Origin of the sequence: Actinomycetospora sp. NBC_00405, assembly GCF_036044095.1 — a bacterium.
Lineage (GTDB): Bacteria > Actinomycetota > Actinomycetes > Mycobacteriales > Pseudonocardiaceae > Actinomycetospora > Actinomycetospora callitridis.
This window is the reverse complement of sequence record NZ_CP107938.1, coordinates 1,652,248-1,673,534: the sequence shown is the minus strand read 5'-3', so window position 1 is coordinate 1,673,534 and position 21,287 is coordinate 1,652,248. Positions and strand designations below refer to the sequence as shown.

General features: G+C 74.7%; 21 protein-coding genes. 9 read left to right on the top strand and 12 right to left on the bottom strand.

All coding sequences use genetic code 11. The annotated features are described in order from the left end of the window. Positions 1-35 precede the first annotated feature (35 nt). A complete protein-coding gene (locus tag OG774_RS08270; RefSeq protein ID WP_442873997.1) occupies positions 36-1,508 on the top strand; it encodes an MFS transporter in 1,473 nt (490 codons plus the stop codon). Positions 1,509-1,726: 218 nt separating this feature from the next. Here OG774_RS08270 and OG774_RS08265 read toward each other — a convergent pair whose 3' ends face one another. The 3 genes from OG774_RS08265 to OG774_RS08255 are packed head-to-tail and all read right to left on the bottom strand — an operon-like array spanning position 1,727 to position 5,501. Next, on the bottom strand, positions 1,727-2,737 hold the full coding sequence (locus OG774_RS08265) for an aminotransferase class V-fold PLP-dependent enzyme (protein ID WP_328308409.1): 1,011 nt from the start codon (positions 2,735-2,737) through the stop codon (positions 1,727-1,729). Positions 2,738-2,757: 20 nt separating this feature from the next. Next, positions 2,758-3,204 carry a DUF4396 domain-containing protein gene (locus OG774_RS08260; protein WP_328308407.1) on the bottom strand — a complete coding sequence of 149 codons (447 nt, stop codon included), beginning with the start codon at positions 3,202-3,204 and terminating at the stop codon, positions 2,758-2,760. Then, positions 3,201-5,501, bottom strand: coding sequence for a heavy metal translocating P-type ATPase (locus tag OG774_RS08255; RefSeq protein WP_328308405.1), 2,301 nt, complete (start codon positions 5,499-5,501; stop codon positions 3,201-3,203). The genes OG774_RS08260 and OG774_RS08255 overlap by 4 nt, the downstream gene beginning before the upstream one ends. A 780-nt stretch (positions 5,502-6,281) precedes the next feature. On the opposite strand from OG774_RS08255, the gene OG774_RS08250 reads away from it, so the two are divergent. Next, positions 6,282-7,160 carry a serine hydrolase gene (locus tag OG774_RS08250; protein WP_328308403.1) on the top strand — a complete coding sequence of 293 codons (879 nt, stop codon included), beginning with the start codon at positions 6,282-6,284 and terminating at the stop codon, positions 7,158-7,160. Positions 7,161-7,193: 33 nt separating this feature from the next. Then, a complete protein-coding gene (locus tag OG774_RS08245) occupies positions 7,194-7,475 on the top strand; it encodes a metal-sensitive transcriptional regulator (protein WP_274197183.1) in 282 nt (93 codons plus the stop codon). 13 nt (positions 7,476-7,488) lie between these two features. Here the strand turns inward: OG774_RS08245 and OG774_RS08240 are convergent, their stop codons facing one another. The 3 genes from OG774_RS08240 to OG774_RS08230 all read right to left on the bottom strand — a co-directional run bounded on the left by OG774_RS08240 (position 7,489) and on the right by OG774_RS08230 (position 10,360). Further along, positions 7,489-7,857, bottom strand: coding sequence for a hypothetical protein (locus tag OG774_RS08240; RefSeq protein WP_328308400.1), 369 nt, complete (start codon positions 7,855-7,857; stop codon positions 7,489-7,491). A gap of 108 nt (positions 7,858-7,965) precedes the next feature. Then, the gene (locus OG774_RS08235) at positions 7,966-9,150 is read right to left on the bottom strand and encodes an acetyl-CoA hydrolase/transferase C-terminal domain-containing protein (protein WP_328308398.1); all 1,185 of its coding nucleotides are present in this window, start codon (positions 9,148-9,150) and stop codon (positions 7,966-7,968) included. Positions 9,151-9,202: 52 nt separating this feature from the next. After that, entirely contained in the window at positions 9,203-10,360 is a 1,158-nt protein-coding gene (locus OG774_RS08230) for an acyl-CoA dehydrogenase family protein (protein ID WP_328308396.1), read from the bottom strand. A gap of 76 nt (positions 10,361-10,436) precedes the next feature. Here OG774_RS08230 and OG774_RS08225 point away from each other — a divergent pair, with 76 nt between their 5' ends. Further along, positions 10,437-11,033, top strand: coding sequence for a carboxymuconolactone decarboxylase family protein (locus tag OG774_RS08225; protein ID WP_328308394.1), 597 nt, complete (start codon positions 10,437-10,439; stop codon positions 11,031-11,033). Here the strand turns inward: OG774_RS08225 and sigJ are convergent. The 3 genes from sigJ to OG774_RS08210 form a co-directional block, all read right to left on the bottom strand. Continuing rightward, complete coding sequence (sigJ, locus tag OG774_RS08220; protein ID WP_328308392.1) at positions 11,008-11,889, bottom strand: RNA polymerase sigma factor SigJ; 882 nt, start codon at positions 11,887-11,889, stop codon at positions 11,008-11,010. The genes OG774_RS08225 and sigJ overlap by 26 nt on opposite strands. Then, positions 11,889-12,128 (bottom strand): winged helix-turn-helix domain-containing protein, encoded by a 240-nt coding sequence (locus OG774_RS08215; RefSeq protein ID WP_328310852.1) that lies wholly within the window; start codon positions 12,126-12,128, stop codon positions 11,889-11,891. Before OG774_RS08215 ends, sigJ begins: the two co-directional genes overlap by 1 nt. A 95-nt stretch (positions 12,129-12,223) precedes the next feature. Further along, entirely contained in the window at positions 12,224-12,856 is a 633-nt protein-coding gene (locus OG774_RS08210) for a hypothetical protein (RefSeq protein ID WP_328308390.1), read from the bottom strand. 100 nt (positions 12,857-12,956) lie between these two features. Between OG774_RS08210 and OG774_RS08205 the strand changes: the two genes are divergently transcribed. Continuing rightward, positions 12,957-13,640 carry a VC0807 family protein gene (locus tag OG774_RS08205; RefSeq protein WP_328308388.1) on the top strand — a complete coding sequence of 228 codons (684 nt, stop codon included), beginning with the start codon at positions 12,957-12,959 and terminating at the stop codon, positions 13,638-13,640. A gap of 46 nt (positions 13,641-13,686) precedes the next feature. Here OG774_RS08205 and OG774_RS08200 read toward each other — a convergent pair whose 3' ends face one another. Continuing rightward, entirely contained in the window at positions 13,687-15,171 is a 1,485-nt protein-coding gene (locus tag OG774_RS08200) for a peptide MFS transporter (protein WP_328308386.1), read from the bottom strand. A 168-nt stretch (positions 15,172-15,339) separates the two neighbouring features. Here OG774_RS08200 and OG774_RS08195 point away from each other — a divergent pair, with 168 nt between their 5' ends. The 3 genes from OG774_RS08195 (at position 15,340) to OG774_RS08185 (ending at position 18,818) form a co-directional block, all read left to right on the top strand. Continuing rightward, positions 15,340-17,046: an L-lactate permease gene (locus OG774_RS08195; RefSeq protein ID WP_328308384.1), complete on the top strand. Its 1,707-nt coding sequence runs from the start codon at positions 15,340-15,342 to the stop codon at positions 17,044-17,046. Positions 17,047-17,172: 126 nt separating this feature from the next. Next, positions 17,173-17,736, top strand: a complete 564-nt coding sequence (locus tag OG774_RS08190; protein WP_274197192.1) for a hypothetical protein — start codon at positions 17,173-17,175, stop codon at positions 17,734-17,736. Continuing rightward, complete coding sequence (locus OG774_RS08185) at positions 17,733-18,818, top strand: protein kinase domain-containing protein (protein WP_328308381.1); 1,086 nt, start codon at positions 17,733-17,735, stop codon at positions 18,816-18,818. Before OG774_RS08190 ends, OG774_RS08185 begins: the two co-directional genes overlap by 4 nt. Positions 18,819-18,875: 57 nt before the next feature. Here the strand turns inward: OG774_RS08185 and OG774_RS08180 are convergent, their stop codons facing one another. Both OG774_RS08180 and OG774_RS08175 read right to left on the bottom strand, forming a co-directional pair. Next, positions 18,876-19,682, bottom strand: a complete 807-nt coding sequence (locus OG774_RS08180) for a hypothetical protein (protein WP_328308379.1) — start codon at positions 19,680-19,682, stop codon at positions 18,876-18,878. Positions 19,683-19,717: 35 nt separating this feature from the next. Continuing rightward, positions 19,718-20,191, bottom strand: a complete 474-nt coding sequence (locus tag OG774_RS08175; protein ID WP_442873959.1) for a MarR family transcriptional regulator — start codon at positions 20,189-20,191, stop codon at positions 19,718-19,720. Positions 20,192-20,259: 68 nt separating this feature from the next. On the opposite strand from OG774_RS08175, the gene OG774_RS08170 reads away from it, so the two are divergent. Continuing rightward, positions 20,260-21,069 (top strand): tryptophan-rich sensory protein, encoded by an 810-nt coding sequence (locus OG774_RS08170; RefSeq protein WP_328308375.1) that lies wholly within the window; start codon positions 20,260-20,262, stop codon positions 21,067-21,069. Positions 21,070-21,287: the final 218 nt, after the last annotated feature.

Sequence of the window (21,287 nt, the reverse complement as noted above, 5' to 3'; positions counted from 1 at the left end):
TGACCGACACCGCCGGCGGCGCCGACACCATCCGGATGGGCAGCGCCCGGGGCCGCTGGATCCTGCTGACGACCGTGCTCGGGTCGGGCCTGGCCCTGCTCGACTCGACGGTGGTCAACATCGCGCTCGAGCGCATCGGCGCCGAGTTCGACGCGAGCTTCGCGGCCCTGCAGTGGACGATCAACGGCTACACGCTCACCCTCGCCGGGCTGATCCTGCTCGGCGGGTCGCTGGGCGACCGCTTCGGCCGCCGCCGGGTCTTCGTCATCGGCGTCGTGTGGTTCGCGGTGGCCTCGGCGCTCTGCGGGCTCGCGCCGTCGGTGGAGTTCCTCATCGCCGGGCGCGCGCTGCAGGGGGTCGGCGGCGCGCTGCTGACCCCGGGCAGCCTGGCGCTGATCTCGGCGTCGTTCCACGGCAGCGACCGCGCCGCGGCCATCGGCGCGTGGTCGGGCCTGGGCGGCGTCGCCGGGGCGATCGGCCCGTTCCTCGGCGGCTTCCTGGTCGAGTGGACCTGGCGCGCGGTGTTCCTCATCAACATCCCGTTCGCCGTGGTGATCGTGGTCGTGGCGCTGCGGCACGTGCCCGAGTCGCGGGACCCGCAGGCGAGCCACCACCTCGACGTGCCGGGCACCGTGCTCGCCGTCGCCGGCCTCGGGGCCCTGACCTGGGCGCTGACCGCCGCGGGGGAGGACGGGGGCACCCCGGCGGTGATCGTCACCGGAGTGGTGGGCGTGCTCGCCCTCGTCGCGTTCGTCCTCGTCGAGCGGCGCTCGCGGGCCCCGCTCGTGCCCGGCGAGCTGTTCGCCAACCCGCGCTTCACGGCCGCCAACGTCGTCACCCTGCTCGTCTACGGGGCGCTCGGCGTGAACTTCGTGCTCGTCGTCCTCCAGCTGCAGGTGGTCGCGGGGTTCAGCCCGCTCGCCGCCGGCACCGCGATGCTGCCGATCACCGTGATCATGCTGCTGCTCTCGGCCCGCTCGGGGCGCCTGGCGCAGCGGATCGGGCCGCGCTGGCCGATGACGGTCGGGCTCCTGCTCGCCGCGACGGGGATGCTCCTGCTGGGTCGCATCGGGGTCGGCGCCTCGTACTTCGTGGACGTCCTGCCGGCGGTCGCGCTGTTCGGGCTGGGGCTCGCGGGCACCGTCGCCCCGCTCACGGCGACCGTGCTCGACGCCGCCGACGACCGCCACGTCGGCATCGCCTCGGGCGTCAACAACGCGATCGCCCGGGCTGCCGGGCTGCTCGCGGTCGCGCTGATCCCGGCCGTCGCGGGCATCTCCGGGCAGGACTACACCGATCCGCCCGCGTTCTCCGAGGGCTTCCGGACGGCCATGACCATCTCCGCCGGGCTGCTCGTCGTCGGGGCCCTGCTCTCGGCGGTGCTGTTGCGGCCCCGCCGGGGTCCGGCCGCACCGGTCGAGCCCGAGGAACCGGCTCGTTTCCCCACCGAGTCCTGCACCTACTGCGCCGTCAACGCGCCCCAGCAGTACCCGCGCGACCCGGCCTGACGGCCGCGACGGCCCGGCCCGGCCCGCGGAGGCCGGTGGCGGGTGCTCTCCAGTTCGATCTCCCGACGGTGCCGCCAGTGTCCTCGGGCGCGACGACACCGGTGACACTGTCGAGAGATCGAGATGGAGAGGTCGCGCCTGCGCGAGGGGCACGTCCCGCAGGCGTGGACGCTCGTCGATCGTGCGCAACGTGCCCCTCGCGCCTACGGGGGACCGCGTCAGGCCAGCGCCTCGAGCACGGCGTCGACGTCGGCGTCGGTGTTGTGCAGGTGGAAGCCGAGGCGGGCGGCCCCGCCGCGCAGGGCCGCGCGGATGCCGGCGGCGGCGAGGCGGTCGGCGGCGCCCTCGTGGCGCAGGGCCACGATCGCCGACTCGGCCGACGGCAGGTCGAGCCCCGCGCGCAGGCGGTTGGCGAGCCCGACCCCGTGGTCGTGCACCGCGGCGGCATCGAGGCTCTCGAGCCAGGGCAGGGCGGTCGCGGCCCCGACGTGCGCGAGCCAGGCGGGGGAGAGGTCGAAGCGGCGGGCGTCGGGGTGCAGGCGCAGCGGGAGCCCGTAGATCGCGTCCCAGCCCCCGGCGTACCAGCCGGACTGGTGCGGGACGAGACGCTCGGCGAGCCGGTCGGAGACCGCCATCCACGAGGCGCCGCGGGGCGAGAGCAGCCACTTGTACCCGCCGGCGACGACGACGTCGGCCCAGGAGAGTTCGGCGGGCAGCCAGCCCAGCGACTGGGTCGCGTCGAGGACGACCAGGGTGTCCGGACCGACCTCCGAACGCAGGGCGTCGAGGTCGACCAGGGCGCCGTCGGCGGAGGCCACGACGCTCACGGCCACCACGTCGGCCGAGCCCGTCCGTTCCGGCAGGTCCTCGAGGGGCACCTCGGTCACCTCGTGGCCGGCGCCCGCGAACGGGAAGGTGACGCTGGTGAACTCGCGGTCCGCGGTGAGCACCCGCGTCCCGGCCGGCAGCGACGCCGCGACGAGTCCGAGCAGGCCCGACACCGCGCTGCCCAGCACCACCGACGACGCCGGGGCCCCGACGAGCCGGGCGAACGACGCCCGTGCCGTGTCGACGGCGCCGTCGAACTGCGGCGGCGACGACTCCGCCCGCCCCCACGCCGCGACCGCGTCGGAGACGGCGTCGACCACCGGCCGCGGCGGGACCCCGATGGACGGGGTGTTCAGGTAGACGCCCTGGACGTCGAAGGTCGTGCCGAATGCGTGACGCACGCCCCGAGGTTAGATCAGGTTCAGTGGTAGGCGTGTGCGACGGCGTGCCCGCGGCCGCGACTGATCATGAACCGGTTGACGGGCGTGGTGACGACGAAGGCGATCGCCAGCGACACGGCCAGCGTCGCCCAGAACAGCACCGAGGCCAGCCCCGCGTCCATGGCACCGGGGACGAGGACGATGACGCCGTTGTCGACCAGCTCCATGACCGCGATCGACACCGTGTCCGCGGCGAGCGCGACCCGCACGGCGGTGCGCAGCCCGGCGCCCGAGCGCAGCACGCCGCGCATCGTCAGGGCGTAGCCGAAGACGAAGGTCAGGGCCACCGAGAGCACCACGGTCACGCCGTTCGACAGCGCCGCCGCGGTCCCGATGACCATGCCCAGGACCTCGCCGATCGCGCACCCGGTGAGGCAGTGCGCGGTCGCCTGCGCGGCCGTCGACCAGGGGACGTCGCGCCAGCTCATCGGACACCACCCCGCGGTGCGAAGCGCCGCAGCCGCAGGCTGTTGCCGACGACGAAGACGCTCGAGAACGCCATCGCCGCCCCGGCGATCATCGGGTTGAGCAGGCCGAACGCGGCCAGGGGGAGCGCGGCCACGTTGTAGGCGAACGCCCAGAACAGGTTGCCCTTGATGGTCCCGAGCGTCCGCCGGGCCAGGCGCAGCGCGTCGGGCACGACCCGCAGGTCGCCGCGCACAAGGGTGAGGTCGCCGGCCTCGATCGCCGCGTCCGACCCGGTGCCCATCGCGAGCCCGAGGTCGGCGCGCGCCAGGGCGGCGGCGTCGTTGACCCCGTCGCCGACCATGGCGACGACCGCGCCCTCGCGCTGCAGGCGGGCCACCTCGTCGGCCTTCTCCTCGGGCAGCACCCCGGCGATCACCGTATCGATGCCGACCTGGTCGGCGACGGCGCGGGCGACGGTCTCGTGGTCGCCGGTGAGCAGGACGGTGCGCAGGCCCATGTCGTGCAGTGCGGCGATCGCGTCGGCGGAGGTCGCCCGCACGGTGTCGGCGACGGCGAGGACGCCGCGGGCGGTCAGCACGCCGGCGTCGTCCGCCCACGCGACCGCGACGGGTGTGGCGCCTCCGGCCTCGACGCGGGCGACGGCGTCGGCGAGCTCGGCGTCGACGGCGACATCCTCGGCGTCGAGCAGCCGGGTGCGGCCGACGACCACGGTGCGGCCCTCGACGGTGCCGCGGACGCCCAGGCCGTCGCGGGCCGCGACGTCGACGGCGGCGGGCAGGACTCCATCCAGCTCGGGGAGCCTCTCGCGGGCCGCGTCCGCGACGGCGCGGGCGACGGGGTGGGTGAGCGCGTCCTCGAGCGCACCCGCGCGGCGCAGCAAGTCGTCCTCGTCGACCCCCGCGAGCGGGGTGACGTCGACCAGGGCCATCTCGCCGCTGGTGACCGTGCCGGTCTTGTCGAGCACGACGGTGTCGACCCGGCGGGTGGACTCGAGCACCTCGGGGCCGCGCAGCAGGATGCCCAGCTGGGCGCCGCGCCCGGTGCCGACCATCAGCGCGGTCGGCGTCGCCAGCCCCAGCGCGCAGGGGCACGCGATGATGAGCACGGCGACGGCCGCGGTGAACGCCGCCGACGCCCCCGCCCCGAGGAGCAGCCACACGGCGAGCGTGCCGAGCGAGAGCGCGATGACGACCGGCACGAACACTCCGGACACGCGGTCGGCGAGGCGCTGTACGTCGGCCTTGCCGTTCTGGGCCTCCTCGACCCGTCGGGCGATCCGGGCCAGGCGGGTGTCGGCGCCGACCGCGGTCGCGCGCACCACGAGCCGCCCGCCGACCGCGACCGTCGCGCCGCTGACCCGGTCGCCCGGGTCCACCTCGACGGGCACCGACTCGCCGGTCATGGCGCTGGCGTCCACCGCCGAGCGGCCCTCGACGACGACGCCGTCGGTGGCCACGGTGTCGCCGGGGCGCACGACGAACTCGTCGCCGAGCACGAGGCGGTCGACCGGGATGCGCTCCTCGCGCCCGTCGCGGCGCACGGCGACGTCCTTGGCGCCGAGGTCGAGCAGGGCGCGCAGCGCGTCGCCGGCCCGGCGCTTGGCGCGCGCCTCGAACCAGCGCCCGGCCAGCACGAACGTCGTCACCGCCGACGCGGCCTCGAGGTAGATGGCGTCGGGCCCGCCGGCCGCGGTCAGCGAGAGCCCGTGGGTCATCCCCGGCATCCCGGCGCCGCCGAGGAACAGGGCGTAGAACGACCAGCCGAGCGCGGCGAGCGTGCCCACCGACACCAGGGTGTCCATGGTCGCGGCGCCGTGGCGCAGGTTGGTCCAGGCCGCGCGGTGGAAGTCCTGACCGCCCCAGACGACGACGGGCGCGGTGAGGATCGCGGAGAGCCACTGCCAGTACTCGAACTGCCAGGTGGGCACCATCGCGAGCACGACGACGGGCAGCGTCAGCGCCAGGCTGACGAGCAGGCGGGTGCGCAGGACGTCGGCGTCGCCCGGCCCGGGGCGGTCGTCGTCGCCGGGCGTTCTCGCCGGGGTGGGCACGGTGGCGCCGTAGCCGAGCTTCTCGACGGTGGCGACGAGGTCGTCCACCCCCACCGACGCCGGGTGGTCGACCCGGGCGTTCTCGGTGGCGAAGTTGACGCTGGCGGTGACGCCGTCGAGCCGGTTGAGCTTGCGCTCGATCCGCGCGGCGCAGGAGGCACACGTCATGCCTGTGATGGCCAGCTCGACGCGCCGGGCGTCGGCCCCGGTGGGCGCCGGGGCGGACGGCACGGACGGTGCGCTCACCGTGGACCTCCCTCTCTCGACCCCTCCTGAGTACCCCTGGGGGGTATCGGTGTCAACTCGCCCGCCCGAAAGTGGCCGGGTGGCCGACGATCACGCGCGGCGAGGTGGTGTGATGGTTTCGTGACCTCCCACCGGCTGCCGCCGCAGCCGGGGCCGGACGGATCAGCGGGACGCCCCCGTCCGTACGGCTCCGGCGGGCCCGTCGCCGCTCCGGCGCGCCACCGCGCGCCCGAGGGCGCGGGTGTCGCGGTGCTGACCGGACCCCGGCCGGTGGCCCCCTCTCCGGGTCACAGGGCGCCCGCGCCGTTCGTACCGCCCCCGGCGTACGGCGGCCCGCCGTCCCGGCACGCGCGGGTACCCGGTCCGCCTCCCGGCCACCATGCGCCACGGCCCCGGCAGGGGGGCGCGCCCGCTCCCCGCCCGGCGGCGGTTCCCGCACCTCAGGCCCCCGCACCCCAGGCCCCCGCACCCCGGCCCGCCGCGGCACAGCCGCCGGCACCCCCGGCACCGGTCCGGCCTCCGCGCACCCCGCCGTCCGCTCCGTCGCCGGACGAGACGGCGCGCCAGCCCCGCACCGCCCCGCAACCGGCCGTCGCCCGCCGCGCGGAGACGCCGACGGGGTCGCCGACGCCCGTGGCTCGCCGCAGCTCTTCGGTCCGCAGCACTTCGGTCCGCAGTGCGGAGGCCCCGCGCCGAGCGGCGCCCGCGGCGCCCCGACGGACGAGGAGCGCGCCCCGACGCCGCCGGTCCACGGGCCTGCCGCTGGGCCTGGGCGCCGCGGTGGTCGGTGCGGTGGTGGCCGGCACGCTGGTCACCGTCGACAGCCTCAACGGGGGCTCGAGCACGCTGGCCGCGCTGGCGCTGCCGGCGGAGGACACCACCGAGACGGTCGCGCCGCCCACCGCCCCGGAGGCGCCCGAGGTCGACCTGGCCGGCGCCGCCACCGCCGGCGAGGAGGCGGGCGCGCGGGACGACTTCCGTGTCGCGGTCTCGGTCGCCGACACGGCCACCGGCGAGCTCGCGCCGGGCTCGAACGGTGAGGACACGTTCAACACCGCGTCGCTGGCAAAGCTCTTCCTCGTCGTCGACATGCTCGAGCGTCAGCGCGCCGGCGAGATCCAGCTCGGCGCCCGCGACCTGCGCCTCGTGCACGCCGCCCTGAGCTCCAGCAGCGACCCCGCCATGAACGCCCTGTGGACCGAGTACGACGGGCCCGCGGCGATCGGCCGGGTCGCGCGGTCGGTGGGCCTCGAGGACACCACCAGCCCGGAGGACCCCTCCCAGTGGGGCGAGGTCCAGACCTCGGCGCGCGACATGGTGAAGCTCCTGCGGCACGTGCAGGTCGAGCTCCCGGCGCCCGACCGCGACCTCGTCCTGCGCTCGATGTCCGACGCACCCCGGATCGCGGGCGACGGGTTCGACCAGGGCTACGGCTTCCTCGACGGACGCTCGCCGGTCAAGCAGGGCTGGCTGTGCTGCCTGGGCTCACGGGGCGACATGCACTCCGTGGCGGTCGTCGACGGGCGCTTCGTGGTCGCGGTGATGACCAACGAGCCGATGGTCGAGTCGCCCCGGGGCTACGACGCGGCGCGCGAGTCGGTCAACGCGGCCGCCGGCGCCGTGCGTCAGGCACTCGGACCGACCGTCGACGCGAGGTAATCTGGGCGCTGCACCACGGCGCCCAGGAGGGTCATGAACGGCTACGCGGGCCACAAGGACGATCACCTGCGGCGGCTGCGCCGCATCGAGGGTCAGGTCCGCGGCATCGCCAAGATGATCGAGGACGACAAGTACTGCATCGACGTCCTCACCCAGGTCTCCGCGGCCACCCACGCGCTCCAGAACGTCGCCCTCGGGCTCCTCGAGGAGCACATGGGCAGCTGCGTCGTCGACGCCGCCAAGGCGGGCGACGACGAGGCCGCCGAGAAGGTCCAGGAGGCCTCCGCGGCGATCGCCCGTCTCGTCCGGTCCTGACCCGGCGCCGGGCTCAGCTCCGGGCGGGCAGCGCGCCGTCGAGCTTCGCGCGCAGCTCGGCCGCGAGGGCCTCGACGCCGCCGAAGCGCCGGTCGATGACGACCTGCCCCACCACGCCCAGCAGGACGGCGGGCCACTCCATGAGCCCGGCGATCCCCGCGCCGAGGTAGAGCCCGTAGACGAACAGGCTCGACGGGTCCGGGCTGTGCGCGCGGAACCAGGCGCGGACGGCCTCCTCGTCCCCGGCGTCGAGGGCGGCGAGCAGGTCGGGGGCGTCGTACGGCTGCTGCGCCTCCTCGGCCGGCAGGACCGGCGTGCGCGTGCCGGCCTCGGCCGGCACGGCGGCGAGGTGCGGGCGGGGGGCGGTCGTGCCGTCGGCCATGGGGTGTCCTCTGGAGGTCGGCGAGGTGAACGGACGTCGTCCGGCTACCCACCCTAGGGCGGGGGACTCGTCCCGCCGTGAACGATCTCGGTGGGCGGGCCCGGGCGCTCAGCTCGGGAAGACCGCGTCCAGGGACCGGCGGCGCTCGGCGCGGTCCAGTCCGCGGAGGTCGGCGGGCCCGTGCTCGGTGACCACGACGTCGACGTCGTGCGCGGCGGTCGTCACGGGGCGGGACAGGTGCTCGACGCGCGTCGACCGTCCCCGATGCTGCGACGCGACCGCGATCACCGAGAGCCCGCGGGTCGAACGGGCGGCCGCCGCCGCGTAGTCGGGGTGTCCGCCGATACCCCCGACCAGGGCGTTCCGGGTGCCCTCGACGTTCACCTGACCGTCCAGGTCGACCTCCACCGCCGTGTTCACCGCGATCAGCGGCGGCTCGGCGGCCAGCCGCGAGGGCTCGTGGGTGTGCTCGATTCGGTGCACCACCGGGTGCCCGGCCCGCCCGCGGTCATCCGCCCAGGCGTACAGCGCGGGGGTGCCGACGAGGTAGGTGGCGACGGGGTCGGAGAGCAGCAGCCCCGCCTCGTCGAGGGTGACCACCCCGTCGCCGAGCAGGCCGGAGTCGGCCTGCACCCGGACCCCGGCGGCGCGCACCCCGTCGACCACGGCCGCGCCGAGCGTCCCGGGCGCCCACTGCAGGCGCACCCCGTCGGTGAGCAGGCCGGCGACGTGGCGGCCGATGGCCTCGTGCTCGGCGCTCGGGGTGGCGGCCGGGACCGGCGCGTACGGACCGCCGGCCGCCTCGCCGAGCACGAAGACCTGCTCGTCGGGCAGCGGCGGCCCGACGGCGGCGCGGGGGAGGTCGGGGTCGAGGACGACGGCGATCGGCACGCCGAGGTCGATCACCGCGCGCACCCAGGACACCTCGGCGCCCAGCACCGGCCCGACCGGCCCCGGCGCCGCGGCGACCACGAGCACGTCGGGGCGCAGCGGGCCCGCCAGCAGCGCGGGCATGGCCGCGAGCCGGGCCGGCACGGCGTGGATGTGCCCCGCCTCGGCGGCGGGCCGCAGGCCCCACCCGGGCATCACGGTGCGCGCGTCGGCGAAGGCGTCGAGCTCGAGCCCGTCGGCGGGGCCGGGCAGCCAGCCGGTGACGAGCCGCAGGTCCCCGCGCTCGCGCGCCAGGGCCGAGAGCAGCGGGTACGCCGCGCGCGGGCTGCCGCAGCCGTCCGCGAGCGCGATGCGCGCGCCGGGGCGGATCAGACCGGAGAGGATGCCGCCGTCGAGCGCCATGATCGAAGCTTCGCACGTGAGTGATGTGGGTCGTCAGGACGACCCACATCACTCACGTGCGCGCAGCGCTTCCCAGCACCCCGCGGGCGATGATCACCTGCTGGATCTGGCTCGTGCCCTCGTAGATCCGGAACAGCCGCACGTCGCGGTACATGCGCTCGACGGGCACGCCCCGCATGTAGCCCGAGCCGCCGTGGACCTGCACCGCCCGGTCGGCGATGCGCCCGACGGCCTCGGAGCAGAAGTACTTCGCCGTGGACGGCCCCAGGGTGGTGTCGGAGCCGTCGTCGTAGGCCTTCGCGGCCTCGCGGACCAGGGCCCGCCCGGCGTGCCAGTCGGTCACGGAGTCGGCCACGAGGCCCTGGACGAGCTGGTAGGTCGCGATCGCGTGCCCGCCCTGCTCGCGCACCGTCGCGAACTCCGTCGTCTCGTGCACGAGCCGTGCGGCCATGCCCATGCACAGCGCGGCGATGTGCAGCCGCCCGTGGGCCAGGCAGCGCATGGCGGTGACGAAGCCGCGGTGCAGGCCCTGGTCCCCGCCGACGAGGTTCGCCGCCGGCACCCGGACGTCGTCGAGGTAGACCTCGCACGTCCACGACCCCCGCTGGCCCATCTTCGCGTCGTGCTCGGAGAACGAGACGCCGGCGGCGTCGGTCGGCACGAGGAAGGTCGAGATGCCCTTGGCCGGGGAGGCGTCCGCGTCGGTGCGCGCGAAGACCATGAGCACGTCGGCCAGCGGTGCGTTGGTGATCCAGCGCTTCTGCCCGGTGATCACCCATTCGTCGCCGTCACGCACCGCCTTCGTGGTCAGCGAGGACGGGTCCGAACCGGCGTCGGGCTCGGTGAGCGCGAAGGACGCGACGACCTCGCCCGAGGCCAGGCGCGGCAGCCACTCCTGCTGCTGCTCGGCGGTGCCGCCGGCGAGCAGCACCTGCCCGGCGATGCCGTTGTTCGTGCCGAACAGCGAGCGCAGCGACGGCGTCGTCCAGCCGAGCTCCATCGCGAGCTCGACCTCCTCGCGCATCGAGAGCCCGATGCCCCCGAACTCCTCGGGGATCGCGAACCCGTAGAGCCCCATCGCCTTGCACTGCTCGCGCAGCTTGGCGGGCACCTCGTCGGCGGTCTCGATCTCGTCCTCGCGCGGCACCACCTCCTCGCGCACGAACTCGCGCACCGAGGACAGGACGTCGGCGAAGTCATCGGCCTCCATGGCGCTCACGGTGTCACGTTCCGGGCGGCCGCGCCGTCCTCCCTCCGACAGCCCCCGCCACCCCCCGGAGGTCCCGATGTCCCGCATCCCGCTCGTCCCCGACCGCGACGCCGGCATCCTCGGCCGCCTCGCCTACGCCTACGCCCGCCGGCGCTTCGGCGAGGTCCCGGAGCCGTTCCGGGCCCTGCGCCACCACCCCGGCCTGTTCCGGACGTCGGCGATCGCCGAGTCGCTCGCCGAGAAGGCCGCGACGGTCCTGCCGGCGCGGTTCCGTGATCTCGCCGTCTACCGGACGGCCACGCAGGTCGGCTGCTCGTGGTGCGTCGATTTCGGGGAGATGCTCTGGCTGCGCCAGGGCCTCGACGGCGACCACCTGCGCCGCGCCGCGGCCGACGGAGCCCCCGACGACCCGGGTTTCAACGACGACGAGCGCGCGATCCTCGCCTACGCCGACGCCATGACGGCGCAGCCGCCGACCGTGACCGACGCCCAGGTCGCCGACCTCGACACCCGCCTCGGCCACGCGGGCCTCGTCGAGCTGACCTACCTGATCGCGGTCGAGAACCAGCGTGCCCGCATGAACCTCGCCCTCGGGCTGCACGCCCAGGGGTTCGCGGCGTCGTGCGAGGTCCCGGCGACGTCGCCGGTCAGGGCGGTGCCTTCTCCGGGGTGAGCACCGCGTGCACGGCGAGGGCGCGGCCCCCGTCGACGGTCAGGGCGACGACGATCGGCGCCGGCTCGGACGGGATGACCAGTCCCGCCTCGCCGTTGACCAGGACCGGTCGCGCCCCGGCCAGCACCTCCGGCCCGGCCTGCTCGACCAGCGCGACGAGCAGGCGCGCGACCTTGTCCGCGCCCACCACGATGCGTCGGGCGGCCTTGACGATCCCGCCGCCGTCGGTGCGCAGCGCCGCGTCGGGGTGCAGCACGGCGACCAGCGCCGGCACGTCGCCGGCGGCCAGCGCGGCGACCAGGGCGTCGAGCACGCGGCGCTGCTCGGGCTCCGGGACGGCGTCGGGCAGGTCGCCGGCGTCGGCCGCGGCGCCGACCGCCTTCCGGGCCCGCGAGGCGAGCTGGCGCGCGGTCGGCGTCGTGCAGCCGAGCACGTCGGCGACGTCGTCGAACCCCACGCCGGCGGTGTCGTGCAGGACGAAGGCGACGCGCTGGTCGGGGGAGAGGCGCTCGAGCACGAGCATCGCGGCGATCCGGACGTCCTCGCGGGCGACGACGGCGTCGAGCACGTCGTCGGGACCCGTCGTCACCAGCGGCTCCGGGAGCCACGGCCCGACGTAGCGCTCGCGGCGGGCGGGCGCCGAGCGCACCCGGTCCAGGCAGAGCCGCCCGACGGTCGTCGCCAGCCACGCCCGGGTGTCGCGGACCTGCGCGCGACCGTCGGGACCGAGCCGGTCCCAGCGCAGCCACGCGTCCTGCACGGCGTCCTCGGCGTCGGCGCGCGAGCCGGTGAGCCGGTAGCCGATGGCCAGCAGGTGGGCGCGGTGCTCCTCGACGGCGAACGCTTCGGCGGTCATCAGCCCAGCATCGCGCGCAGGGCGGCGGAGTAGTCCTCGAACGCGCGCCGTCCGGCGACGGTGAGGGCGACCCACGTGACGGGTGTGCGGCCCTGGTGGGCCTTGGTGACCTCGACGTACCCGGCGTCCTCGAGCTTGCGCAGGTGCGTCGACAGGTTCCCCGCTGTCATCTCCAGCAGCTGCTGCAGGCGCGGGAAGGTGATCCGGTCGTCGGGGGAGAGGGCCGCGAGCGCGACCATCACCCGCAGCCGGGCCTGGGCGTGGATGACGGGGTCGAGGTCGGGCACCGCCGCTGCTGCCTGCTCGGCGGCCGCGTCGTCCCGCTGCTCGGTGCTCACGCGCCCCGCCGCATCCGCAGCCGCGACACGACCGCCAGGACGATGAAGCCGCCGCCCGCGAGGGCCAGGACCAGGAAGTTCGCCGGATGGCCGACGACCACGCTCGCGGCCGCGGAGACGAGGATCCACACGCCGAGCGCGTACTGCCCGCTGCCCGGCCACAGGAGCCCGCCGGCGATCGTCAGCAGCCCGACCACGGTCAGCGCCGAGCCCGACCAGATCAGCGAGATGACCGGCCCGGGCACGCCGTAGCCCACGAGCTGGCTGTTGGCGACGCCCAGCACGGCGAAGCCGAGCGGCCAGCTCCACCCGTAGAGCGCGCGGACCCGCTGCGAGGGGCCGGCGACGCCCCGGAACGTCCGTCGCGTGGTCAGCACCACGGTGGTCAGGGCGGCGACGAACGCGAGGGCGACGACGACCGTCGTGACGAGCGGTGGCAGCACCCCGGGCCCGACCGTCAGCCACACCGCGCCGAACGCGACGAGGTACGCGAGGCCCCAGGGCAGGAAAATCCCCAGCGGATCGGGGCGCAGGTCCGCCCGCGTCCGGCGTCCCTGCTCCTCCATGAGGCTCAGCGACTCGGCGGGCGTCAGCGTGCCCTCCGGCTCGTGCATCGGTGACGCGGCCATGGCCTGCTCCTCGGTCTGCTCCTCGGATCGGTCTTGTGTGACGACGAGTTTGTCATGCAAAGTCGTTGGCGACAAGACGGTCCGAGGGGGGGAGGTCGGCATGGACGAGCGGACGCGGGGCGTCCTGCGGTCGGCGGCACCGGTGCTGGTGGACGTCGGCGGCCCGCTGGCGGTGATCGGGGTGCTGCGCCTGGGCGGAGTCGCGACGGTGCCGGCGCTGATCGGGGCCGGGTCGGTGTCGGTGGTGACGCTCGTGGTCACCGCGGTGCACGAGCGTCGGGTCTCGGCGCAGACGGTGCTCGTCGCGCTGCTGGTCGTCGCCGGTCTCGGGCTCACGCTGGTGACGCACGACCCCCGGTTGCTGCTGGTCAAGGCCTCGGTGGTGTTCGCGGTGGTGGGCGCGGTGATGCTCGCCAGCTGCCGCGGCGGGCGGCCGCTGTTCTACGGCTACCTCGAGCCCCTGGCCGCGGCCCGGCACCCCGAGGGGGCGGCCGGGTTCGCCGCGAGCTGGACGGAGGTGCCGCGCTTCCGGTTCCTGCTGCGTCGCATGACCGCGGTGTGGGGCGCGACGTGGCTCGTGGAGAGCGTGCTGCGCGTCGTGATCGTGTACGCGTTCCCGCTCGAGCGCGTGGGCACCGCCCTCGTCGTCGCGACCGTGGCGAGCCCCGTCCTGCTCACGCCCGCGATCGTCGTCTCGGCGCGCGACGGGCGAGCCCTGCAGCGCCTGGGCGAGGCGCACCGGCGTCGCGATCGTCTGCGTGGCCCTATCGGCGTGCTCCCCTGATCGGACACTCAATGTCTGCGGCGCCACGCCGCTGACACCCGCAGGACTAACGCACGCCCCGCATCGCCCGCCGGATCCACGGCGACAGGGCGAACAGGATGAGCCCGAGGACGATGGCCGCGGCGCCGGTGATGCCGAAGTAGGCGCCCTCGGTCTCGGGGGAGTAGTAGCCCGCGAGCGTGCCGGAGAGCGCGGAGCCCAGCGAGATCGACAGGTAGAAGAGCGCGACGGTGAGGTTGCGGAACGCCGCGGGCCCGACGCGGGTCGAGAGCGAGAGCCCGACCGGCGAGAGGTTGAGCTCCGCGAGCGAGAAGACCATGAGGATCAGCACCAGCGCGAGCACCGGTGTCGTGTTGCCGGTACCGCCTGCCCAGGGCAGGAAGAGCAGGAACGCGATGCCCATGCCGGTGGCGCCGAGGGCGAACTTCACCGGCGTCGACGGCGCGCGGTCGCCGAGCTTCGTCCACATCAGCGCGAACAGCGGGGCGAGCACGATGACCCAGAAGGGCTGGATCGAGTTCGGCCAATTGACCGGGAACTCCCAGCCGAACAGGTTCCGGTCCAGACGTGTATCGGAATAGAGCGTGACCACGGTGAACTGCTGCTGGAACAGCGACCAGAACACCACGCTGCCCAGCCACATCGGGATGAACGCCCGCACGCGGCTGCGCTCGTCGCCGTCGACCTTCGGGCTGGTCAGCATGATCGCGAAGATCCCGATAGAGATCAGAACGACGACGATCGCGACGGCCGTCGAGAGGTTCGCCGCGGACAGGACGCCCGTCGCGAAGCCGACGACGACGAGCACGACGACCACCACCACGCCCAGGGCCGGCCGCAGCCAGGCGCCGGCGGGCAGCGGGTCGGGGACGGCGGCCGCGCTCGAGGGCAGGCCGCGCCTGCCGAGGGCGTAGATCGTGAGGCCGACGGCCATGCCGATGGCCGCGAGGCCGAACGCCCAGTGGAAGCCCGCGAGCTCCTGGGTGAGCCCCGTGAGCAGCGGGCCGACGAGGGCGCCGATGTTGATGCCCATGTAGAAGATCGAGAACCCGGCGTCGGCGCGCGGGTCGTCGCGGGCGTAGAGCGAGCCGACGACGGTGGTCGCCGACGTCTTCACCCCGCCGCTGCCGAGCGCCACCAGCACGAGCCCGACCACGACGCCGGCGACGCCGGGCAGGACCGCGAGCGCGACGTGCCCGACCATCACCGTGATCGCCGAGACGAACAGGGTGCGCTCGGCGCCGAGCAGCCGGTCGGCCACCCAGGCCCCGACCACGGCCGCGAGGTACACCAGCCCGCCGTAGGCGCCGATGATGCTGGTCGCCGAGGCCTCGGGGAAACCGAGCCCGCCCTCGGTCACGGCGTAGTACAGGTAGTACGCCATGACGGTCTGCATCCCGTAGAACGAGAAGCGTTCCCACAGCTCGACCGAGAACAGGCTGCCCAGCGCGAGCGGGTGTCCGAAGAAGCGACGGTCGGTGGAGGACCCGGAGTCGGCCGTCGGGGTCCCGGTCGCTGGAGTCGGGGTCACGGCGAGCAGGGTGCTCCTCGCGGAGCGCGATCGCGAGACGAGTCATCCGACCGCAACACTTCCGCCGTTCGGCCTCTCTCGGCGCTTCGTGTCGACAGACGGACACGGAAGGGGCACTCTGCGCCACCACACGCGGCACGGAGGTCGCGCGGGGCCGGGAGGTGGATCGTGTACGTCCAGAACGACACCCCGATCGCCGGGTCGCTCGCGTGGAGCGCGCTGTTCGCCGTGCTCCCCCTGGCGACGCTGTTCGTGCTCCTCGGCGGGCTCCGCGTCCGGGCCTGGCTCGCCTCGCTGGTCGGGCTGGCGGTCGCGCTCCTGGTGGCGATCCTCGTCTACGGCATGCCGGTGTCCCAGGCCTTCCTCGCCGGTACCGAGGGCGCCGTCTTCGGCTTCTTCCCGATCCTCTGGATCGTGATCAACGCGCTGTGGATCTACCAGATGACGGTCGTGACGGGGCACTTCGACGTGCTGCGACGCTCGTTCGGCTCGGTCTCGGACGACCAGCGCGTGCAGGCGGTGATCATCGCGTTCTGCTTCGGCGCGCTGCTCGAGGCGCTCGCGGGCTTCGGCACCCCGGTCGCGATCTGCACCGTCATGCTCATCGCCCTGCGGTTCAGCCCGCTCAAGGCCGCGGTCGTCGCGCTCGTCGCCAACACGGCGCCCGTCGCCTTCGGCGCGATCGCGGTCCCGATCACCACGCTGGCCTCGGTGACGGGGCTGCCCGAGGAGGCCCTCGGCGCGATGGTCGGTCGCCAGACCCCGATCCTCGCGGTGTTCGTGCCCTTCGTCCTCGTCGCGCTCGTCGACGGCGCCCGGGGCCTGCGGGAGACGTGGCCGGTGGCCCTCGTCGCCGGTGTCGTCTTCGGTGTCGCGCAGTACGTGACGTCCAACTTCATCTCGCTCGCGCTCACCGACATCGTCGCCGCGCTGCTGGCGGCGGGCGCGGTGGTGCTGCTCGTGCGGGTCCGGCCGCCGCGACGGGCCGAGGTCCCGGTGGACGCGTCGCAGGACACGCGGGAGACGGTGAGCGTGTCCTCGGGCGGGGACGGCGGTGGGGGAGGTACCGGGACCGGCTCCAGCACCGACGCCCCCGTGGGCGCCGACCACGACGACCACAGCCTGGACACCCGCCGCGACGTGGTCCTCGCCTACGCGCCCTACCTGATCATCATCCTGATGTTCTCCCTGCAGCAGATCCCCGTGATCGACGACGCCCTGAGCGCCACGACGGTGAAGTTCAACTGGCCGGGGCTCAACGTCATGACCGAGGCCGGCCGCCCGGTCTCGACGCAGGCGTTCACGCTGAACTGGCTGGAGTCCGCAGGCACGATCCTGCTCTTCGCCGGGATCGTCACCGCGCTGGTCCTGCGCGTCCGACCGGGGGTCGCCGTCGCCGCGTACGGGCGCGTGCTGGTGCAGCTGCGCACGGCGATCGTCACGGTCATGGCGGTGCTCGCGCTGGCCTACGTCATGAACACCTCGGGGCAGACGCTGACCCTCGGCGGTCTGCTCGCGGGCACCGGCGGCTTCTTCGCGGTGCTCTCGCCGGTGCTCGGCTGGCTCGGCGTCGCCGTCACGGGCTCGGACACGTCGGCGAACTCGCTGTTCGGCGCGCTGCAGGTCACCGCCGCGCGGGGCGCAGGCCTCGACCCGATCCTGCTGGCCGCGGCCAACAGCTCCGGAGGCGTGCTCGGCAAGATGATCTCGCCCCAGAACCTGGCGATCGCGGCCTCGGCGGTGGCCATGGCGGGGCGCGAGGGGGAGATCCTCCGCAAGGTGCTGCTGTGGAGCATCGTGTTCCTCGCGGGCATGTGCGTGCTCGTGTACCTCCAGTCGACCCCGGTCCTGGGCTGGATGGTCGTGAGCGGCTGATCGCAGGGAGTAGCGAGGGGGAACCGTTCGGCGACTCGTCACCCGAACGGTGCTCCTCGCCGAGGTCTGCTGGGCACCCGATGGTTTGATCGTCAGCGATACCGAGCTGGCGCACGGAGGGGTGGCATGGATCCGGTCCTGATCATCGTCGGGGTCGCTGTACTGGTGCTGATCCTCGGGATCGTGCTCGTCGTCGTCTCGCGCAGCCGCTCGCGGTCGCGTCGCGCGGCGCTGCGCAGCCAGTTCGGCGACGAGTACGACCGTGTGGTGGACGAGTACGGGACGAGCAACGGCGAGCGCGAGCTACGGGCGCGGCTCAAGCGGCGCCGCGAGATCGAGGTGCGCGAGCTCGGCGGCGACGAGCGCGAGCGCTTCGGCCAGGCCTGGGAGGCGGCGCAGTCGACGTTCGTCGAGCACCCGTCGACGGGGCTGCGCGACGCCGACCTGCTCGTCCAGCAGGTGATGCGCGAGCGGGGCTATCCGGTCGAGCGCTTCGAGGAGCGCGCCAAGATGATCTCGGTGGACCACCCCGACCTCGTCGAGCGCTACCGCGCCGCCCACCGCACCTCGACCGAGGTCGAGGAGGGCCGGGCCGACACCGAGGACATGCGCCAGGCAATGGTCGACAACCGCTACCTGTTCGACGCCCTGCTCGGGGGCGGCGACGCGGCACGGACGCGACGGATGTGAGCGCGGACGTGGGGGAGGACGCGGGCACGGCGCGCGTACTCGGCAACCGTTACGAGCTGCAGGGCCTGATCGGGCGCGGCGGGATGGCCGAGGTCCACCGGGCGGTCGACCGCGAGCTCGGGCGCACGGTCGCGGTGAAGCTGCTGCCGGCCGAGCTCCGGGGCGACGCCGAGTACGGCGGCCGGCTGCGCGACGAGGCCCGCGCGGCCGCCGTCATCGACCACCCGCACGTCGTCGCCGTGCACGACGTCGGGTTCTCCGGCGGGTCCGAGGTCTTCGTCGTCATGGAGTGCGTCGAGGGACGCACGCTGCGCGACGAGCTCCGCGAGCGCGGTCGCTTCGAGCCGGACCAGGCCGCGGCCGTGCTGGTGCCGGTGTGCGAGGCGCTCGCCGCCGCCCACGACCGCGGGATCGTCCACCGCGACGTCAACCCGGGCAATGTCATGCGCTGCAGCGACGGCACCGTGAAGCTGATGGACTTCGGCATCGCGCAGGTCGCGGACGTCGAGGGCTTCACCGGCACCGGCGTCGTCATGGGCACCGCGGCCTACCTCTCGCCCGAGCAGGTGCGCTGCGAGGCGCTCGACGGACGCTCGGACGTCTACGCCGTCGGCTGCACCCTCTACGAGCTGCTCACCGGCCGGACGCCGTTCCAGGGCCCGAGCTCGGTGGAGGTGGCGTCCCAGCGGCTGCGCGAGTCGCCCGTCCCGCCCCGGCAGTACGTGCGCGACATCTCGCCCGACCTCGACGCCCTCGTGCTGCGCGCCATGGCCCTCGAGCCGGCGATGCGCCACCACGACGCCCGCGAGCTCGCCGACGACCTGCGCCGCTTCGCCGCGCCCGACCCCACCGTGCGCACCGACGTGATCACGACGCGGGACCGGGGCCCGGGGTCGGGTGTGGCGGGTGGCGGCGGTGGTCGTGCCGGCCTGCCGGCGACGCGGCCGCAGGACGTCCCCGACGAGGGCCCGAGCGCGGGCGAGCACGAGCCGTGGTCGGCCGTGCGCCGGATCGGGATCACCCTCGTCGTGCTCGCGGTGCTCGTGCTCGTCGGCGCGGGGTTCCTGCTGCTGGCGCGGTGATTCCCGACCTCCCGGGAGCCGGACTTCACGGCGCACGATCACATGCGGGCCGGCGCCTCAGGCCGGCTGCCCGATCCGGCGCAGCGACAGGCGGCCGTCGGCCGGGCCCGACGACGCCCACGCCCCCGAGGTGACCGTCCACGTCCGCCCGTCGTAGGTGACGCTCTCGAGCGCGAGCCGCTCGCCGTGGGCGACGAGCCAGGTGGCCAGCGCCCACCCGTTCTCCGCGGGCTGGGCGCCGGAGAGCCGCGACGTCCCGAGCTCGCGGGCGGCGAGCTCCGCGACGGCGCCGGTTCCCGGGTCGGCGGGCGGCGTGGCCGGCAGGTCGACACACGTCCACGCCCCCGGCGCCTGCCCGAGCAGGGCGACGGCCATGAGGCGCGCCTCGGGCTCGTGGTCGGCGTAGGCCTCGGGGAAGCCGCTGCGCTGCACGGTCTGCGCGGCGACGGTGACGTCCATGGTCGTCCAGCCGGGCACGGCCACGAGCGCGGTGTAGAACGCGGTGGCGCTGTAGACGGGGTCGAGGATCTCGTCCTCGGACCCCCACCCCTGGCTCGGGCGCTGCTGGAACAGGCCGAGGGAGTCGCGGTCGCCGCCGCGCAGGTTCACGAGCCCCGACTCCTGGATCGCCGTCGCGAGCGCCACCGTCACCGCGCGGTCCGGGACCCCGAGGCTGCGGCCGACGCCGACGATCGTCGCGGCGCTGTCGGCCTGCTCCGGGGTGAGCGTCCAGGTGGTGGGCAGGCCGGGGGAGTCGGGCGGGGCGGTGATCGTGCAGCGCGGGCTCGCGGTGATCTCGCTGTCCGACAGCACGACGATGAGGGTGACCACGAGCGCGAGCACCGCCAGGACGACGACGGCCACCACCCCGAGACGGGCGCGCGCGGCCAGCGGCGAGCTCAGGACGGCCCTCCCTCGGACATGTCGGCGCGGTGCTCGGCGACCGCGGCCACGACCTCTCCGAGGAAACGATGGATCACGGCCAGTTCGTCGGGCGTGTAGCCGGCGAGGACGCCGTCGAGCCGCGACGCGAGCGGACCGAAGAAGGCGCGCCCGACGTCGGCACCGGCCGCGTCGTGGTGCAGGGTCACGCGGCGGCGGTCGACCTCGTCGCGCACACGGTGCAGGTGGCCGAGGCGCTCGAGGCGGTCGACCGCGGCCGTCGTCGCGCCCGAGGAGAGCCCGACCTCCTCGCCGAGGCGCCCCGGGGTCAGCGCGGCGCCCGCCCGCTCCGCCCGCAGGACGGCGAGCAGGGCCTGGGCGTCGGTGCGGTGCAGCCCCTGGCCGGCGGCGAACGCGTGGCCGAGCCGCCCGGCCTCGTCGGCGTAGTCCTGCAGGAGCTCCACCAGCTCGCGCCGACCGGCCTCCGTCACACCGTGCATGTTAGCGGCGATCCGGGTAATCTCCACCATCGAGAGTTTCGACGATGGAGGGATAGATCATGACCGCGACCGTGGCCGCCCCGACGACGAGGGCCACCGTGGGTGATCGTGTGCGGGCCGGCGCCCTGCTGCTGGTCGCGCTGCTGCAGATCGTGGCGGGCGGGCTCGGCGGGTCGGGGGCGTTCGGTCTGTCGGTCGGCGTCGTCGCCCGGGAGAACACCACCGTCGTCATGCCGGTGCCCGCGGCCTTCTCGATCTGGGGCGTGATCTACGCGGGCATCCTGCTGCTCGCCGTGCGCCAGGTGCTGCCCGGCCAGCCGGCGCGGCCCGTGCACCGGGCGACGGGCTGGTGGCTCGTGGCCTCGGGCGTCTTCAACACCGGCTGGATCCTCGCCTTCTCCGCGCAGGCGGTCGTACTCGCCCAGGTGATCATCGTCGCGCTGCTCGTGGTGCTCGCCGTCGCCATGGCCCGCCTCACCGCGCACCCCGCGGCCGACGCCGCCGACCGGTTGATGCTCCACGGCCCCGTCGGCCTCTACGCGGGCTGGGTGAGCGTCGCGACCGTGGTCGGCGCGGCCACCACCGGCACCTTCCTGGGCGCACCGGGCGCGGGCGGCGTCGCGACCGTCCTCGGGGCGCTGATCCTGCTGGTCACCGGCGCGATCGCCGCGGCCGTCGTGGCCCGCGGCGCGGGCGCGCTGCCCTACGCGGTCTCGGTGGTGTGGGCGCTCGGGGCGATCGTGGTCATGGGCCCGCCCCTGGCCGTGGTGGTGGCGGCCCTCGTGGCGCTGGTGGCGGTCGTCGCCGTCCTGGTCCGCCGGGTCCTGACGGCCCCGCCCGGACGTCGCGTCCCCGCCGCCTTCGGCTGAGCCCCTGCCGCCGGACGGCCCACGGGGGTGCCAGCCCTGCGTCCACGCTGGCACCCAATACAGCACGCCGATAGGGCCAGGAAATCCCCCTCGATCATGAGGGCCGTGAGCGAGACCTCAGTCCGCCGACCGATCACCTCAGGACCCGCGTGCGTAGACGCAGCGAACAGGACGCTCGCTGCGACAGGGGACGGCGCGGGTGATGAGGTGATCGAGGT

Coding starts and splice junctions, on each gene's coding strand:
- OG774_RS08270 (WP_442873997.1), top strand. CDS start 36: ATGGGCAGCGCCCGGGGCCGCTGGATCCTGCTGACGACCGTGCTCGGG.
- OG774_RS08205 (WP_328308388.1), top strand. CDS start 12,957: ATGGACGAGCGGACGCGGGGCGTCCTGCGGTCGGCGGCACCGGTGCTG.
- OG774_RS08230 (WP_328308396.1), bottom strand. CDS start 10,360: ATGGAGGCCGATGACTTCGCCGACGTCCTGTCCTCGGTGCGCGAGTTC.
- sigJ (WP_328308392.1), bottom strand. CDS start 11,889: ATGACCGCCGAAGCGTTCGCCGTCGAGGAGCACCGCGCCCACCTGCTG.
- OG774_RS08170 (WP_328308375.1), top strand. CDS start 20,260: ATGACCGCGACCGTGGCCGCCCCGACGACGAGGGCCACCGTGGGTGAT.
- OG774_RS08210 (WP_328308390.1), bottom strand. CDS start 12,856: ATGGCCGCGTCACCGATGCACGAGCCGGAGGGCACGCTGACGCCCGCC.
- OG774_RS08240 (WP_328308400.1), bottom strand. CDS start 7,857: ATGGCCGACGGCACGACCGCCCCCCGCCCGCACCTCGCCGCCGTGCCG.
- OG774_RS08225 (WP_328308394.1), top strand. CDS start 10,437: ATGTCCCGCATCCCGCTCGTCCCCGACCGCGACGCCGGCATCCTCGGC.
- OG774_RS08260 (WP_328308407.1), bottom strand. CDS start 3,204: ATGAGCTGGCGCGACGTCCCCTGGTCGACGGCCGCGCAGGCGACCGCG.
- OG774_RS08245 (WP_274197183.1), top strand. CDS start 7,194: ATGAACGGCTACGCGGGCCACAAGGACGATCACCTGCGGCGGCTGCGC.
- OG774_RS08215 (WP_328310852.1), bottom strand. CDS start 12,128: ATGGTCGCGCTCGCGGCCCTCTCCCCCGACGACCGGATCACCTTCCCG.
- OG774_RS08190 (WP_274197192.1), top strand. CDS start 17,173: ATGGATCCGGTCCTGATCATCGTCGGGGTCGCTGTACTGGTGCTGATC.
- OG774_RS08235 (WP_328308398.1), bottom strand. CDS start 9,150: ATGGCGCTCGACGGCGGCATCCTCTCCGGTCTGATCCGCCCCGGCGCG.